This window comes from Kitasatospora sp. NPDC056181 (genome assembly GCF_042266225.1).
Classification (GTDB): Bacteria; Actinomycetota; Actinomycetes; order Streptomycetales; family Streptomycetaceae; genus Kitasatospora.
Window position 1 is genome coordinate 31,933 of the sequence record NZ_JBHJUK010000065.1, and the last position, 15,288, is coordinate 47,220.

11 protein-coding genes are annotated in these 15,288 nt (G+C 70.9%); 2 read left to right on the forward strand and 9 right to left on the reverse strand.

Annotated features, from left to right (window positions below):
- Positions 1 to 51: 51 nt before the first annotated feature.
- From ACFC1F_RS23815 to ACFC1F_RS23840, 6 genes are all read right to left on the reverse strand, one after another.
- Positions 52 to 2,262, reverse strand: a complete 2,211-nt coding sequence (locus ACFC1F_RS23815) for a right-handed parallel beta-helix repeat-containing protein (RefSeq protein ID WP_376161078.1) — start codon at positions 2,260 to 2,262, stop codon at positions 52 to 54.
- 296 nt (positions 2,263 to 2,558) lie between these two features.
- Positions 2,559 to 4,877: a right-handed parallel beta-helix repeat-containing protein gene (locus ACFC1F_RS23820; RefSeq protein WP_376161080.1), complete on the reverse strand. Its 2,319-nt coding sequence runs from the start codon at positions 4,875 to 4,877 to the stop codon at positions 2,559 to 2,561.
- 245 nt (positions 4,878 to 5,122) lie between these two features.
- The gene (locus ACFC1F_RS23825; RefSeq protein WP_376161082.1) at positions 5,123 to 7,516 is read right to left on the reverse strand and encodes a hypothetical protein; all 2,394 of its coding nucleotides are present in this window, start codon (positions 7,514 to 7,516) and stop codon (positions 5,123 to 5,125) included.
- A gap of 85 nt (positions 7,517 to 7,601) precedes the next feature.
- Positions 7,602 to 8,291, reverse strand: a complete 690-nt coding sequence (locus tag ACFC1F_RS23830; RefSeq protein ID WP_376161083.1) for an SDR family oxidoreductase — start codon at positions 8,289 to 8,291, stop codon at positions 7,602 to 7,604.
- 13 nt (positions 8,292 to 8,304) lie between these two features.
- Positions 8,305 to 8,829: a TIGR00730 family Rossman fold protein gene (locus ACFC1F_RS23835; protein WP_376161085.1), complete on the reverse strand. Its 525-nt coding sequence runs from the start codon at positions 8,827 to 8,829 to the stop codon at positions 8,305 to 8,307.
- A 194-nt stretch (positions 8,830 to 9,023) separates the two neighbouring features.
- Complete coding sequence (locus ACFC1F_RS23840; RefSeq protein WP_376161087.1) at positions 9,024 to 9,992, reverse strand: GlxA family transcriptional regulator; 969 nt, start codon at positions 9,990 to 9,992, stop codon at positions 9,024 to 9,026.
- 81 nt (positions 9,993 to 10,073) lie between these two features.
- Between ACFC1F_RS23840 and ACFC1F_RS23845 the strand changes: the two genes are divergently transcribed.
- On the forward strand, positions 10,074 to 10,667 hold the full coding sequence (locus ACFC1F_RS23845) for an MBL fold metallo-hydrolase (RefSeq protein ID WP_376161089.1): 594 nt from the start codon (positions 10,074 to 10,076) through the stop codon (positions 10,665 to 10,667).
- A gap of 84 nt (positions 10,668 to 10,751) precedes the next feature.
- Positions 10,752 to 11,585, forward strand: coding sequence for a hypothetical protein (locus ACFC1F_RS23850; RefSeq protein WP_376161091.1), 834 nt, complete (start codon positions 10,752 to 10,754; stop codon positions 11,583 to 11,585).
- 95 nt (positions 11,586 to 11,680) lie between these two features.
- On the opposite strand, the gene ACFC1F_RS23855 is transcribed toward ACFC1F_RS23850, so the two are convergent.
- The 3 genes from ACFC1F_RS23855 to ACFC1F_RS23865 form a co-directional block, all read right to left on the reverse strand.
- Positions 11,681 to 12,658 carry a hypothetical protein gene (locus ACFC1F_RS23855; RefSeq protein ID WP_376161093.1) on the reverse strand — a complete coding sequence of 326 codons (978 nt, stop codon included), beginning with the start codon at positions 12,656 to 12,658 and terminating at the stop codon, positions 11,681 to 11,683.
- Positions 12,659 to 13,000: 342 nt separating this feature from the next.
- On the reverse strand, positions 13,001 to 13,579 hold the full coding sequence (locus ACFC1F_RS23860) for an HD family hydrolase (protein ID WP_376161094.1): 579 nt from the start codon (positions 13,577 to 13,579) through the stop codon (positions 13,001 to 13,003).
- A 14-nt stretch (positions 13,580 to 13,593) separates the two neighbouring features.
- Complete coding sequence (locus ACFC1F_RS23865) at positions 13,594 to 14,757, reverse strand: helix-turn-helix domain-containing protein (protein ID WP_376161096.1); 1,164 nt, start codon at positions 14,755 to 14,757, stop codon at positions 13,594 to 13,596.
- Positions 14,758 to 15,288 lie beyond the last annotated feature (531 nt).

Here is a 15,288-nt window from a genome sequence, read left to right on the forward strand (position 1 = left end):
CCGAGCGCGGGGCTCGGCACCGGGGCCGCGGGATGTCCGTGCGGGCTGCGGTCAGTACTGCTCGGAGCCGAAGGAGTCGACCACCACGTGGATCGGCGCGCCGCTCGCGTTGTAGAACGACACCCAGTCCCCCTTCACCGGCACCACGACCTGGTTGGCGATGGTCTCGCCGGCCACGAAGTTGAGGTTCGAGACCTTGGGCATCACCTCACCGCCCGGGTAGACGGTGAGGTGGCCCTCGGCGCCCGGCTCGGTGACCGTGACGTTCAGGGTCCTCGCAGCGGTGGAACCGCTGGAGCCCATGTAGACCGACAAGGTGCCCCAGGCCGCAACGGCACCTGCGGGACGCGAGTGGTACCGGTCGGTGCTGAAGTTCGTCCGGGTGTCCATCATCCGCGTCGGACCGTACGGGCGGTAGCTGAGCCTGCCCTCGGCCGTGTAGTAGCCGGCCAGGTCCGCGAGCAGGTGCACGGTGCCGCCGGAGGCGTTGTAGAACGACACCTTGCCGTCCTTCACCGGCACCGTCACCAGGTTCGGAATCGTCCGGCCCGCCGTCCAGTTCACGTTCGACGCGTTGGGCGCGGCACCACCGTGCGGGTAAACGGTGAGGTGGCCGTCCACCGTCGGCTCGGTCACGGTCACGTTCATCGTCACCGCGGTCACACCCGTCGCCGGGATCCCGGCTACGCCCGCGACCGGCAGGTCGACGGTGCCCCACGCCGGGACGGCCTGCGCCGACGGCACCCCGATCGGCTCCCTGGTGTCCAGCAGACGGGACGGACCCTGCGGGTGGAAGAGGTCGCCCTTCGAGCTGTAGTAGCCGGCCAGGTCGGCGATCAGATGCACCGGGCCGTCGGAGGCGTTGAAGAAGGACACCTTGCCGTCCTTCACCGGCACCGTCACCAGGTTGGCGATCGTCCGGCCGGCCTCCCAGTTCAGGTTCGACGCGTTCGGTACCGCGTCACCGTGCGGATACACCGTCAGGTGGCCGCCCTTCGTGGGCTCGGTCACCGTCACGTTCATCATCACCGCCGTCAGGCCGGTGGCCGGCACCCCCGCCACACCCGCGACCGGCAGCTCCACGCTGCTCCAGGCCGGGACGGCCTGCGCCGACGGCACCCCGATCGGCTCACGGGTGTCCAGCAGGCGGGTCGGACCGGCGGGCGTGAACGCGCTGCCGACGTTGGTCTTCTCACCTGAACCGCGGTCGCGGAAGCCGCTGCCGGTACCGGTGTTGGGCACCCGCGGGTCGTCCACGGGCGCGCGGCCGTCGAAGTCGGTCGCCGGCATCCCGGGCGCGTTCTCGTCGGCCGAGTCGATCCTGTGGCCGACGGGTGCGTCCGTTCCCGGTGAGGCGGACGAGTCCGGCTCCACGTAGTCGTGAACGCCCTGCCCGCTGGCGGCGGTGAACGCCGGCTGGTCGGTGTAGGCGGTGCCGGCCCAGTTGTAGGCGAGGCCGTCGCTGCGCGAGTCGACGATGTTGTAGTCCACCTTGGTCCCGGCGGTCGCGGCGGCCGCGACGGTGATGCCGGTGTGCTGCGCCGGGTCCACGCCGGCGCAGGCCCCACCGAACAGGGTCCCCGTGTCGACCACGTTGTTCTCCACCGTGGCACCGCCGGAGGCCCCGGTCAGGACCACACCCGGTCCGCAGAGCGGCAGCATGCTGTTGCTGACGATCACCGTGTTCGGGGCGCCGTCGACCAGGACGGCCGTGCCGCGGGTATCGCTGATGGTGTTCGTGGTCAGCACGGTCCCGGTGGAGCCGCCGTCCACCGTGAAGGCCGCCGCCCCCTCCACGTTGACGCTGGTCTCGCTGCGGGAGAAGACCACCTGACTGGAGGCGTTGGTGACATGGGCGCCCCCGGTCATCAGGCTCACAGCGGTGAACGACACGTCTCGCGCGCCGTCCACCGTCAGCGGCTTCCCGTCGGGCGTGAAGACGACCAGGTTCTGGAACCTGAGGTGCTCGCCCTTGACGACGAAGCTGTTGATCGGGTGGCCCGACTCGCCGATGTGGGCCATGCCTCCGGAGTACCGGGCCGGGCCGCGGAAGGTGATCGGCGCCTCGGCCGTACCGGAGCCCGCGACGGTGAGGTCCCCCTCGTCGTAGACGCCGTCGGCGATCTCGACCGTCTGGCCCGGACGGGCGGCCGCGGCGGCGGCACCGACGTGACAGAACGGCGCGGCCTGGGTGCCGGCGCCGCTGTCGGTGCAGTTCAGCCCGGCCTTGTTGTTGACGTAGAGCGTGGTGGCGTCGGCCACCGCGCCGCCCGTACCGACGGCCGGCAGGCCGACCGTGCCGAGCAGCGTGGCCCCGACGGCCAGGGCTGTGCGAAGTCTGGAAATGGGATGCCCCCCTGGGCGGAAATGCGGACCGGTGCCGCGTGCGAGCCCTCGTCGGCCTGGGGTTTCCCGGCGGAGGGCCTGGGTCTCCCGGCGGAGGGTCGATCGGGATCATGCCACAGGGGGTGGGAACCGCACCACGGGGTAATCCGAAGCGGCCCCGGCACCGAGCGCGGGGCTCGGTCCGGGGCCGCGGGGGTGGTGCTCGGGGGGGGTCAGTACGCCTGGTAGCCGAACAGGTCGACGACGATGTGCAGCGGCGCACCGCTGGCGTTGTACAACGAGATCATGCCGTCCTTGACCGGGACCACGACCTGGTTGGGGATGGTCTCCCCGGGCAGGAAGTTGAGGTTCGAGGCGTTCGGCGCCGCATCGCCGTGCGGGTACACGGTGAGGTGGCCCTCGGCGCCCGGCTCGGTGACCGTGACGTTCAGGGTCACCGCGGTGACGTTCGGGATGTCACCGACCGGGACGTCCAGCGTGCCCCACGCCGGCACGGTGCCGGCCGGACGCTCGCCGTCCTCCCAGCGGATGTACTCACGCGTGTCGATGAGCCGCCACGGCCCCTCCGGACGGTAGCTCACCTTGCCCTCGGCGGTGTAGTAGCCGGCGAGGTCGGCGATCAGGTGCACGGTGCCGCCGGAGGCGTTGTAGAACGACACCTTGCCGTCCTTCACCGGGAGCGTCACCAGGTTCGGGATCGTGCGCCCGGCGGTCCAGTTGAGGTTGGAGGCGTTCGGCGCCTTGTCCCCGTGCGGGTAGACGGTCAGGTGACCGTCCGCCGTGGGCTCGGTCGCCGTCACGTTCATCGTCACCGCGGTCACGCCCGCCGCCGGGACCCCGGCTACGCCCGCGACCGGCAGGTCGACGGTGCCCCACGCGGGCACGGCCTGCGCCGCCGGGACGCCGATCGGCTCCCGGGTGTCCAGCAGCCGGGTCGGGGCCTGCGGGTGGAAGAGGTAGCCCTTGGTGCCGTAGTAGCCGGCGAGGTCGGCGATCAGGTGCACGGTGCCGCCGGAGGCGTTGTAGAAGGACACCTTGCCGTCCTTCACCGGCACCGTCACCAGGTTCGGGATCGTGCGCCCGGCGGTCCAGTTGAGGTTCGACGAGGTGGGCGCCTGGTCACCGTGCGGGTAGACCGTCAGGTGGCCGTCCGCCTGCGGCTCGGTCACCGTCACGTTCATCGTCACCGCGGTCACACCCGTCGCCGGGACCCCGGCGACACCCGCGACCGGCAGGTCGACGGTGCCCCACGCCGGGACGGCCTGCGCCGACGGCACCCCGATCGGCTCACGGGTGTCCAGCAGCCGGGTCGGGCCGGCCGGGGTGAACGCGCTGCCCACGTCGAGGTTCTCGTAGGCGCCGCGGTCGCGGATGCCGCTGCCGGTCCCGCTGTTCGGCACGGTCACGTCGTCCGCCGGGGCCGCGCCGATGCGGTCGGACGCCAGCATGCCCGGGGCGTTCTCGTCGGCCGAGTCGACCGTGGGGTCGACCGGCGCGTTCGGGCCCTTCTGGGACCACGACGGGGTGACGAGGTCGTGCGCGCCCTGGCCGGTGTTCGCGGTGAACTGGCCCTGGGCGGTGAAGGTGGTACCGGCCCAGCTGTAGGCCGCACCGCCGCTGCGCGAGTCGACGACGTTGTAGTCGACCTTGGTACCGGCGGTGGCGTTCGCCCCGACGGTGATCCCGGTGGCCTTGGCGGCCTTGTCGGCACAGGACTTGTCGAGGTCCAGCGCGGTGTCCACCACGTTGTTCTCGACCACCGCGCCGGTCGACGCGCCGTCCAGCACGATGCCCGCGTAGCAGCGCGTGTTCATCGAGTTGCTCACCACGACGGTGTTCGGGGCGTCCTTGACCAGGATGCCCGTCCCGTCGGTCGGCGCACTCGGCTGCACCTCGTTGGTGGTCAGCACCGTTCCGGTGGAGCCGCCGTCCACGAGGAGGGCCGGGCCCGCCGTGTAGACGCGGCCGCGCCCGAACAGCACCTTGTCGGAGCCGTTGGTGATCCGGATGCTGGTGCCGCCGCCGACGTCGACGCCGTCGAACGCCACGTCACCGGCGCCGTCCACCACCACGGAGGGCTTCTGGAAGGCCGGGGTGATCGACAGGTTCGCGAAGCGCAGGTGCTGGGCGCCCTTGACGGTGAAGCCGTTGACCGGCTTGTCCCAAGTGCCGAGCCTGACGCCGCTCGACAGGTAGAGCGGGTCCGGCCGCTTGCCGCGGAAGGTGATCGGCGCCTCGGCGGTACCCGATCGGGTGAAGGTCAGGTCCTCGGTGTAGGTACCGTCGGCGATCTCGACCGTCTGCCCCGGCTGGGCGACTGCCGCCGCCGCGCCGATCGTGCAGAACGGTGCCGCCTGGGCGCCCGTACCGGCATCGGTGCAGTTGGCACCGGCAGCGTTGTTGACGTAGAGCGTGGTGGCCGCGGCGACCGCGCTGTTGGCCCCGACGGCCGGCAGACCGACCGTGCCGAGCAGCGTCGCACCGACGGCCAGCGCTATGCGGGTTCTGGAAATCGAAGCCCCCCTGGGCATGACGAAGCGCTATGGCGCATTCCAACCCTCAGACGTCCGAAAGTGATCGAACGGAGGGCGGAGCGGATCATCGCACAGGGGGCAGAGCTCTACCAAGGCTTTACCGACGGCCCCGGCCCGCGCCCGAGGGCGGCCCTGCCGCAGAGCGCGGAGCTCCGCAGCAGGGCCGCCCCCGGGCGGTGGTGCGGTGATGCGTTGGTGCGGTGATGCGTTGGTGCGGTGGTGCGGTGGTGTGGCGGGAGCGCTCAGTAGCGCTCGGTGCCGAACACGTCGACCACGAGGTGCAGCGGCGCGCCGCTCGCGTTGTACAGCGAGATCCGGCCGCCCGACTGCTGGACCACGACCTGGTTGGCGATGGTGTCACCGGGCTTGAAGTTGAGGTTCGAGACGTCCGGCACCGCGTCCCCGTACGGGAAGACGGTGAGGTGGCCCTCGGCGCCCGGGTCGGTGACCGTGACGTTCAGGGTCAGCGGGAGGCCGTTCGTCGCGCTGGTGTTCAGGTCCAGCGTGCCCCAGGCCGGGACGGGGCCCGCCGGACGACGGTTGCTGTGGTCCGCGAAGTCCCGTCGGGTGTCCATGATCCGCGTCGGACCACCGGGGTAGAAGGCGGTCTTGCCGGTGGTGGCGTAGTAGCCCGCCAGGTCGGCGATCAGGTTCACCGTGCCGCCGGAGGCGTTGTAGAAGGACACCTTGCCGTCCTTCACCGGCACCGTCACCAGGTTCGGGATCGTCTGCCCGGCCGTCCAGTTGATGTTGGAGGAGTCCGGCGCCGCTCCGCCGTGCGGGTAGACCGTCAGGTGGCCGCCCCCCGTGGGATCGGTCACCGTCACGTTCATCGTCACGGCCGTCACACCGCTCGCCGGCACACCCGCGACACCGGTGACCGGCAGGTCGACCGTGCCCCACGCCGACACGGCCTGCGTGCTCGGGACTCCGATCGCCAGACGGGTGTCCAGCAGCCGGGTCGGGCCCTGCGCGTGGAACAGCGAACCCTGCGGGCTGTAGTAGCCCGCCAGGTCGGCGACGAGGTGCACGGTGCCGCCGGAGGCGTTGAAGAAGGACACCTTGCCGTCCTTCACCGGCACCGTCACCTGGTTGGCGATGGTGTGCCCGGACGCCCAGTTGACGCTGGAGGAGTCCGGCGCCGCGCCGCCGTGCGGGTAGACCGTCAGGTGACCGTCCACCTGCGGCTCGGTCACCGTGACGGTCATCGTCACGGCCGTCACACCGCTCGCCGGCACACCCGCGACACCGGTGACCGGCAGGTCGACCGTGCCCCAGGCCGACACGGCCTGCGTGCTCGGGACTCCGATCGCCAGACGGGTGTCCAGCAGCCGGGTCGGGCCGGACGGGGTGAACGCGCTGCCGACGTCGGTGCGCTCCTCCGCGCCGCGGTCACGGATGCCGCTACCCGTACCGGTGTCGGGCAGCGTCGGGTCCTCCACCGCGGTCTTGTAGAACCGGTCGGTCGGCAGCATCCCGGGCGCGGTCTCGTCGGCCGCGTCACCGGCGTGGTCGGTGTAGTCCGGGCCCCGGAAACGGCTGATCGGCGCGAGGAAGTCGTGGGCGCCCTGCCCGCCGCTGGCGGCCGTGAAGGACGCCTGGTCGGTGTAGGTGGTGCCGGCCCAGTTGTACGCCGGGGTGTTGCTCTGCGCGTCGAAGGTGTTGTAGTCGGCCTTGGTGCCCGCGGTGGCGCTCTGGGCCACGCTGAGACCGAAGTCCTGGGGCGCGTCCGGGCCGCCGCACGGGACTGCCTGGTCGCCCGTGGGGTTGATCACGTTGTTCTCGACGACGGCACCGGTCGAGGTTCCGGTCAGCACGATGCCGGGCGCGCAGACCCCCTCGATGCTGTTGGCCACGACGACGCTGTTGGGCGCGTTGTCGACCAGCACGGCGGCCCGGTCGTCGCCGGAGCCGGGGACGAGGAGGTTGGTGGTGACAACGGTGCCGGTGGAGCCCCCGTCCACCTTGATGGTCGGGCCCTTCGTACCGAGGAAGGTGCCTCGGGAGTAGCGGACCTGGCCGGAGCCATTGGTGATGCGCGCGCCGGTGTCGCCGAAGGCCGCGAAGTCGTCGAACGAGACGTCCTGCGCGCCGTCCGCCAGCACGACCGGCCGCGAGGCGGCGGCGTACACGCCGAAGTGCTCGAAGCGGACGTGCGCGGCGCCGCGGACGGTGAGGCCGCCGCCCGGCGCCTTGCTCGTGCCGATGCTGGCGCTGCCGCCGTAGCCGGGCTCGAACGGCGAGGGGCCGCGGAAGGTGATCGGGGCCCCGGACGTGCCGGAGCGGGTGATCGTGAGATCGCTCTCCGGGTAGTCACCTCGGGCGATCTGGACGGTCTGGCCCGGCTGGACGACGGCCGCCGCGGCGGCGACGGTGCAGAACGGCGCGGCCTGGGTGCCGGTGCCGCCGTCGGTGCAGTTGGCCTGGGCGTTGTTGTTGACGTAGAGCGTGGTGGCCGCGGCAACCGCGGAGTTCGCACCGATGGCCGGCAGAGCGGCCGTCCCGAGCAGCGTTGCGCTGAGCGCCAGCGCAAGGCGGGTTCTGGAAATGGAAGTCCCCCTGGACGATCGTGCGGCGCTGGGTGCGCCGCTCGCCGCCTTCTCGAAACGCGTCCGGAAAAGCGGCGAGCGGATCATTCCACAGCGGAGATACCGACCGAAATACCCGCCGGCGCAAGGCTTTGGTAAACGTTTGCGCTGCCCGGGGACTACCTGCCCGGGACTACCTGCCCGGGCGGACGGTGATCTCGGTGATCTCCGCGTCCCGCGAGGCGTCGAGCGCGGCGAGGACCGCCTTCGCCACGGACTCCGGGTCGATCCACCTGTCGGCGTCGTACGCCTTGCCCTCCTGCTGGTGCACCTTGACCTGCATCGCCGTGGCGGTGCGGCCCGGGTAGACCGAGGTGACGCGGACGCCGTGGCCGTGCTCCTCCTGGCGCAGCGAGTCGGCGAGCGCCCTCAGCCCGTGCTTGCTCGCCGCGTACGCCGACCACTCGGCGTGGGCGTTGAGGCCGGCGCCGGAGTTCACGAAGACGACGTGGCCCTTGACCAGCCGCAGCGAGGGCAGCAGCAGCCGGGTCAGCTCGGCGGGCGCCACCAGGTTGACGTTCAGGGTCTCCTGCCAGGCCTTGACCGGCAGTTCGCCGACCTGGCCGAGCTCGACCACGCCCGCGACGTGCAGGAGGGAGTCCAGCTCGACGGGAAGCGCCTGGTGGCCGAAGGCCCAGGAGAGCTTGGCCGGGTCCTTGAGGTCCCCGACCAGGGTGTTCGCCCCGGGGAAGCGCTCGCGCAGCTCGGCGGCCCGGCGGGCGTCGCGGGCCAGCAGCCAGAGGTCGTCCCCGCGCTCGGCGAGGCGTTCGGCGAGGACGGCGCCGATGCCGGAGCCCGCGCCGGTGATCAGATGTGCAGCCATGGTCCGGATCCTCTCAGGCCTTGAGCTGCTCGAAGACCTGCGCGGGGGTGTCGGCGAAGGTGATCAGGTCACCGAGCGGGCGCGGCAGGAAGCCCTCGGCGTCCATCCGCTCCAGCTGGGCGCGCATGCCGCCGTAGAAGCCCTCGGTGTCGAGGACGACCACCGGCTTGTCGAACATCCCGTGCTTCTTGAGCTCCAGCACCTCGGTGACCTCGTCGAGGGTGCCGAGACCGCCGACCAGGACGACGATCGCGTCCGCCCGGGCCGCCAGCTCGGCCTTCCGCTCCGCGAGGTCCCGCGTCATGACCAGCTCGTCGGCACCGACGTACCCCTTGTGCTTCAGCATCTCGACCATGACGCCGACCAGCCGGCCGCCGGCCTCCTTCACGCCGTCCGCGAGCAGCCCCATCAGGCCGGCGTTGGAGCCGCCCCAGACCAGGGTGTGCCCGCCCTCCCCCAGGAGGCGGGCGAATTCGGCGGCGGGGCCGGTGTAGCGGTCGTCGAGCGAGTACGCGGAGCAGAAGACGCAGATATTCATAGTGTTCTCTGGTGTACCACGTGCCCGCTGCCCGGCCCACCGGCTTTCCTTCCGCACGGGCGCACCGGGCCGGCCTGCGCACCTGCTTGCGTACCTGCTTGCCTGCGTACCTGCTTGCGTACCGACCTACCGACTACCGACCTACCGACCTACCGACCTACCGACCGCGGACCGTTTCGTGGAGATGGACCGGCTCATCCCGCCGGAGTCGTCATGCGGGTGAAGGAGCGGCGGTAGTCACGGGGCGGGACGCCCCGGCGGCGGACGAACTGTTCCCGCAGGACGGACGCGCTGCCGTAGCCGACCCGGCGGGCGATCTCCTCGACCGGCAGGTCCGTCGTCTCCAGGAGCTCCTCGGCGCCGCTGAGCCGCAGGTCCCGCAGCCAGGCGTGCGGGGTGGTGCCGGTGGCGGCCGTGAAGCGGCGGGCGAAGGACCGTTTGCTCATCATGGCCCGCTGGGCCAGCTCCGCCACCGGCAGCGGCTCGTGGAGGTGCTCGCGGGCCCAGGCCAGTACCTCGGCGAGGCGCTCGTCCTGACCGTCCTCGGGGGCGGGCGCGGCCAGGTACTGGGCCTGCCCGCCGTCGCGGTGCGACGGCAGCACCATGTCGCGGGCGATGTGGTTGGCCATGGCGGCTCCGTGCTCCCGCCGGATCAGGTGCAGGCACAGGTCGAACCCCGCGGCGGCCCCCGCTCCCGTGACGATCCGCCCTTCGTCGAGGTACAGGGCGTCGGGCTCGACGGCGACGTCCGGGTAGTCGCGTGCCAGCAGGTCCGCGAACCGCCAATGGGTGGCGGCCCGGCGGCCGTTGAGCAGCCCGGCGGCGGCGAGCGCGAAGGTGCCGACGCAGTGGGCGGCCACCAGGGCACCGCGCTCGTACGCGGCCACCAGGGCGTCGAGCACGGCGGGGCCGGGTGGCGTGCGGAAGCCGGCCCCGGGCAGGGCGATCACGAGGTCCGCGGCGGCCAGCCGGTCCAGGCCGTGCCCGACCGTCAGCGGCACGCCGAGGTCGGTGGGGACACTCCCCGGGCGGTCGGCGCAGAGCGCGAAGTCGAAACCGGGCGCCGCCGCCCCGTGGGCCCCGAACACCTCGGCGACGATGCCGACGGACAACATGCCGGCGCCGGGCGGGACGTACGCGGCGACGGTCGCGAAGGGTGCCATCCGCGGATGATGGCACATTTCCTGCGATCAGTGGCATCCGTGCCACTCGTCGGGACTCGGCCCGTTCGACAGGATCGAGGCATGACAGACGCACCGCTCGGCCGCAGCGCCGTGTACAAGGTCCTGACCACCGGCTACGTGGGCTCCACCGGCCCGGGAGTCGCCGCCACGGTCTCCTACGTCGCGGACGCGGGACGGCACGTGATCTTCGACCCGGGCATGGTCGCCGACCACGACGACATCCTCGTACCGCTCGCGGAACTGGGCCTCGGCCCCGACGACATCACCGACGTGGTGCTCAGCCACCACCACCCGGACAACACCATGAACGTGGGCCTCTTCGGCCGCGCCCGGGTCCACGACCACAAGGTGGAGTACCAGGGCCACCACTGGACGAACCGGGACGCGGAGGGCTACGAACTCACCCCGTCGCTGCGGCTGATCCGCACCCCGGGCCACAGCAACGAGGACATCACGCTGCTGGCGGGCACGGACACCGGCGTGGTCGCCTTCGCCGGCGACCTGTGGTGGCACCGGAACGGCCCGGCCGACGACCCGGTGGCCCCGGACCGCGAGGTCCTGCGCGCCTCCCGCCTCCGGGTCCTGGCCGCCGCGGACGTCATCGTGCCCGGCCACGGCGCCCCGTTCACGGCCGACGACAACGCACCGCTCTGAGCCGTCCCGTTCCGGCCCCATACGGAGGGAGATGGCCTAGACTCGCCCAACTGTACCGTCCACCAGGGACGTTCGAGGAGATCCATGGTCGACAGCGTCAGCTCACTGGCCACCCGCTTTCGCGACCTGCTGGTGACGAACATGACCCATGCGGGCGGCTCGCTGGTGCCGGGGCAGGGCGCCCTCCTCTCGGCCACGAGTCCGTTGTGGACCGTCCCGCAGGACCTCGACGTCACGAGGGACTTCCAGGAGCTCACCACCCGCGCCACGGCGCTCGGCAGCCACGGCATGTGGCTAGCCGCCGCGGGCCATGCCGGCCTCGCCGCCCAGGCCATCGCGCGCGGACAGACGCGGTACGCCGTCCTCTGCCTGACGGTCGCCGTGGCGTTCGGTTACAACGACTGCGTGGCGCTCCACGCGGCCGCCATCCGTCCGCTGCACGACCTTCCCCAATTCCAGGACCTCTACCGGCAGATACGGGTCACCCCGGCCGACCTCGCCGAGTTCCTCTGGCTGCGCCGGGAGATGCAGACCCTGTCCCGGGACGCCCAGCGAGCGGGCATCGAGAACCTCCGCCGCCAGGACAGCAGGATGTCGGTCCTCCCGCAGGCCCCCATGCCGGACCGCGATCCGAACACCAACGGCATCCTGATCACCCGCTTCGAACTCGCTGCCGCAAGGATCGCGCTCCAACAGGCCCTCATGCAGTCGGACATCGCGCGCAGAAGCGACAACCTCCTCCGCCATGCCGTCTCCGAGCGGGACCACTCCCGCGCCCGGCGCGACTCCTGGCACGCCCATCTCCAGGAATCCCAGCTTCAACTGGCCGCCCCGAGACGCGCTTTCATCGAGGACTCCAACGCCCACACCACGTCCATCCCCTGCCCGCCGCTGGGCTCGATCCCGAACCCGGGCTGAGGAGAAGGCCAGGCGCCGGCGCCGTGGCCGGCCGCATCGGCCCGCGGCGGCCCACGATGTCCTCAACCGACTCGGACGGGTCCACCTCGGCACCGTCACTCATGCGCAGCAGGACGGAGGCCCCGGGCCGCGCGGGCGTGTCGGTCCGAGAGGGCGCACAGGACGGCCACCAGAGCAGCGGCGAGACGGTCCGCAGGGGTGGCGGCGGGAGCATCCTCCGGCCGGTGGGACGCCAGGCGGGCGGCGAGCCAGCCCGGGGACGCCCAGCCGTCCCGGAGGGCCGTGGTGGTGACCCGGCGCAGCAGGTCGTCCTCCGGGACGGCGCGGGCGGGCTCCTGGAGGTCGGGCGGCAGGTGCTCGATCATCCGCTCCCAGGCCGTGGGGTCGGGCAGCGGCGGCAGCGGTACCGGCGCGGGCCGTTCGCCCGCGCGCGGAGTGGTACCTGTCACCACTACAGCAACCATCTGCCTTTCCTGGTAAGGGACTTCCTGGTTCCGTCCGCACATGCGGAGCTTCGATCCTTCACGTGCGGACTTGCCCGGATCCGCAGGTGCGGACTTCCGCTCACCGCAGCGCGGCCTCGGCAGCACCGCACGTGCGGACTTCACCGGCTCCGTACGTGCGGACTTACCGGCGTCGCAGCGGAGTTGCTCCTGCTTGACCCGCCGGGCGTCGGCACGCAGGACGGCGAGGGCGGCGTCCCAGTCGGGGACGCCGCCCAGGGGCATGGTGACGGCGTAGCCGCGCACGCGGGTGCCGGAGGGGCCGTGGACGAGGGCCAGGACCCCGGCGGCCTCGGCGGCGCGGTAGAAACCGGGGACGGAGTCCTTGGAGACCCGGCAGGCGCGGGAGAACCAGAGGTTGGAGGGTGGGCAGTGGAGGTTGGTCCCGTCCGCGTCGGCCTTCTGCGCGGCGTGCATGAGGAAGAGGACGAAGGACGACCCGAGGGACTTCCAGGGCCCGCCGGTCGGGACGCTCTGCATCCACTGCCCCACGCGGACCCGGAACTCGTTCGCGGGTGGGGTGCCGGTGGGGCGGGAGAGGGCGAGGGCTTCGGTGGTGATGGCGTGCACGTTCAGCCTTTCGTGGCCGATATGCGAGCCGGAAGGCAGCCTGGCTGGCATACTGGCCGAGCTTTCGAAGAACGCGTACGCCGGAACCGCCAAGTTGCAGGCGTACGCGGGAATGGCCACCGCCCAACTGGGCGGTGGCCATTCCAGTTTACGCCGAGAGAGCAGCAGATTTGACGGACAGTCATAGATTCACTGCGGTGAGTGCTCGCGCGAGGAGCCAAGGCCTCATCCCGCAGAAGCAGCGAAGCTCCGGAGCGGCGCCCCACCGGCTCCCCCGGCCTACCGTCGGCAGACCAAGAGGCCGCCGAGGCAAGCGATCTTGAACGGAATAGTCCTTGGCGGTCACTGGCCGAGGTAGACCTTCTGCCACTCCAGTGAGGTCATCGAGAGTGCCGCCTCGGCGAGTTCGCGAGCGGAGTCGGTCTTGAGGCTGCCGAGACTGCTGTCGATCCAGGGCTGCACGTTCTGGTAGCCCTGCTCGCGGTACTCGACGGCCTGGAGCAGGCATTCGAGCTTGTCGGCGTCGTGCGCCACGACGACCTCCGGGCTGTCCGCATTCTCGTACTCCTCCACGATCGCCTGGACGCCCGAGACGACGGCCGGGTGTGCGGCACTGACCTGGTCGGCCGTGACCCGCTCGTTCGAGGCGGCGGTCAGGTAGCGCCGGCCGATGTGCGGAATGTCCCCGATCCGCGTCTCCTGCGTGTCGTGGAAGAGGCAGAGCAGGGCGACCTTGGCGGGGTCGACTCCCTCCATCATCGCAAGGACGGCGCCAACGACCCCGGTTCGGAACGAGTGCTCCGCGATGGTCTCCGGGTCCTTCACCCCGGCGATCCACCAGCCCGACCGCTTGGCCCGCTTGAGCATCCCCGCCTCGAAGAGGTAACCCGCCGTGCCCTTGACCTGCCCGTCGTCTGCCATAGCTGACCTCTCCGTCATGCGCTGTATCCGCTTATCCGGAGACCGTAATGCACGGACTCCAACTCCCGCCGGGACTCGATAGACAGAGTGTTGCCGTCGAGCAAGCGACTCACTCTTCCGGCCAACTCCCGCGCTGTGTAGGGGTCCGATTCGAGCAGCCCTCGACGGGAGACGATCAAGGCCCAAATCGAGTGAATGTACAGGTCGGTGTACTCCACAGCCCGGTCGAGGCGCAGAGCGAATGCACGGAGCAGTGCTGAGGCGTCCCACGTTGGCCGATCTCGCTCGGCCATGAAACCGTCGTCCGTCTGCGGCCGGCCGTCGATACCGAGCCAATGTGCCCAGTAGTTCAGGTTGGCGGCCTCAGCTTCGTCGTGATCGACGATGGAACGGTTGATGAAGTCCCGCATGAGCGAAGGATCACCTTGCCGAGCCAGGGCCGCAGCAACCGACCTCGCCTCCGCCCAGCCGGGTGACCAGCCGTCCGCGGTCGCTGTCATGGCGCCTCTGCGACGAAGCCCCTCAAACCAGGCCGCCGCGCCCCAGTCCCGGTCGTAGGAGGAGAGATACCAGACCTGTCGGCGCAGCAGCGCCGAGTCCTCTCCTGCCCGCTCTGCCTTCTCTGACGTCACCCGAAGGTTCTCGAAGAACCGCGTTCGGACACCCTGCTCCAGGAGCGGCGACGACGAGACCGGTCCACGGCGTGCATTGGGAATCATCGAGTGGGTTGCCACCACTGCGGGCAACACACCACTTACGGCCCACCCAATCATGTGGGTGGATTCGCGCGTAAGCACCCATCCAGCGAGTGGATGGTCGTCCAGCCGACCACAAGTCGGCTCGGCGCGCAGGATCTCGCCCAGAAGCAGGTCTGCGTCCATAGCGGTACTCAGCATCTCTACCAGGCCACTCGGAGCGCCCAGCAAGATCAGCTTGCGTCGCATCGCCACGAGATTTCCCGCTCGGGTCGACGAAAGCGGGCGTCGCCCGGATTCCCAGCCTTGCAGAGTGCTCTTGTCGATGCCCAGCTCATCGGCCAGCTCGTCTTGGGTTCGCGGGATCTGCTCGCGAATGACCTTGAAGAGATAGCCGGTGATGGCACCTTCGGGGACACGCTCTGGCAAAGGCCGACTACCAGTCAGTGCCGCCCTTCGCTCTTGCGGCAGATGAGCAGCCATTGGGACTCTCCCTGGCCTCAGTCGTCCGGGCAACCCGTACTGACAGTCCGTCGAAAGGATGCGTCACGCGGCGTAGCGTCGTGGATACGAACGGACCCCACGTGGCGCCGAAATCGTAGTTCCGTCCTGCCTCTTCGTGGTCGCAAACGGCCAGATCTCAGCCTTATTGGGGACTCCTCCCTGTGGCTCTGACCGATGCACACGCCATATCTCCCCCTTGGAGCCGTCATGTTGCGCGCGTTGCTGGAGGCCCACACGCCTCCCGATGCCGGATCAACGTCGCTTCCGGCGGCGCAGGAAGCACGACTTCCCTACCGACCGGAATCGGTCGGCCAGGCCAGGCGGCTGGTTCGCGAGGCGCTGATGGCGTGGGAGCTGTCCGAGCTGCTCGACACCGCGGCGGGGGGGGGGGGCGCCCCCGGGGGCGGGGGCGCGGGGCCACCCCACCACCTGGACCACCTCGCAGCGTGACCAGGCCGCGTTCGCCACGGCGGGTGGGCTGCGGGTTTCCGGTTCGCCGCTGGCCGGGAT

Bases quoted from the DNA above. Each gene is read 5' to 3' on its own strand.
- ACFC1F_RS23845 (WP_376161089.1), top strand. From the start codon at position 10,074: ATGACAGACGCACCGCTCGGCCGCAGCGCCGTGTACAAGGTCCTGACC.
- ACFC1F_RS23850 (WP_376161091.1), top strand. From the start codon at position 10,752: ATGGTCGACAGCGTCAGCTCACTGGCCACCCGCTTTCGCGACCTGCTG.
- ACFC1F_RS23835 (WP_376161085.1), bottom strand. From the start codon at position 8,829: ATGAATATCTGCGTCTTCTGCTCCGCGTACTCGCTCGACGACCGCTAC.
- ACFC1F_RS23840 (WP_376161087.1), bottom strand. From the start codon at position 9,992: ATGGCACCCTTCGCGACCGTCGCCGCGTACGTCCCGCCCGGCGCCGGC.
- ACFC1F_RS23825 (WP_376161082.1), bottom strand. From the start codon at position 7,516: ATGATCCGCTCGCCGCTTTTCCGGACGCGTTTCGAGAAGGCGGCGAGC.
- ACFC1F_RS23820 (WP_376161080.1), bottom strand. From the start codon at position 4,877: ATGCCCAGGGGGGCTTCGATTTCCAGAACCCGCATAGCGCTGGCCGTC.
- ACFC1F_RS23865 (WP_376161096.1), bottom strand. From the start codon at position 14,757: ATGGCTGCTCATCTGCCGCAAGAGCGAAGGGCGGCACTGACTGGTAGT.
- ACFC1F_RS23830 (WP_376161083.1), bottom strand. From the start codon at position 8,291: ATGGCTGCACATCTGATCACCGGCGCGGGCTCCGGCATCGGCGCCGTC.
- ACFC1F_RS23860 (WP_376161094.1), bottom strand. From the start codon at position 13,579: ATGGCAGACGACGGGCAGGTCAAGGGCACGGCGGGTTACCTCTTCGAG.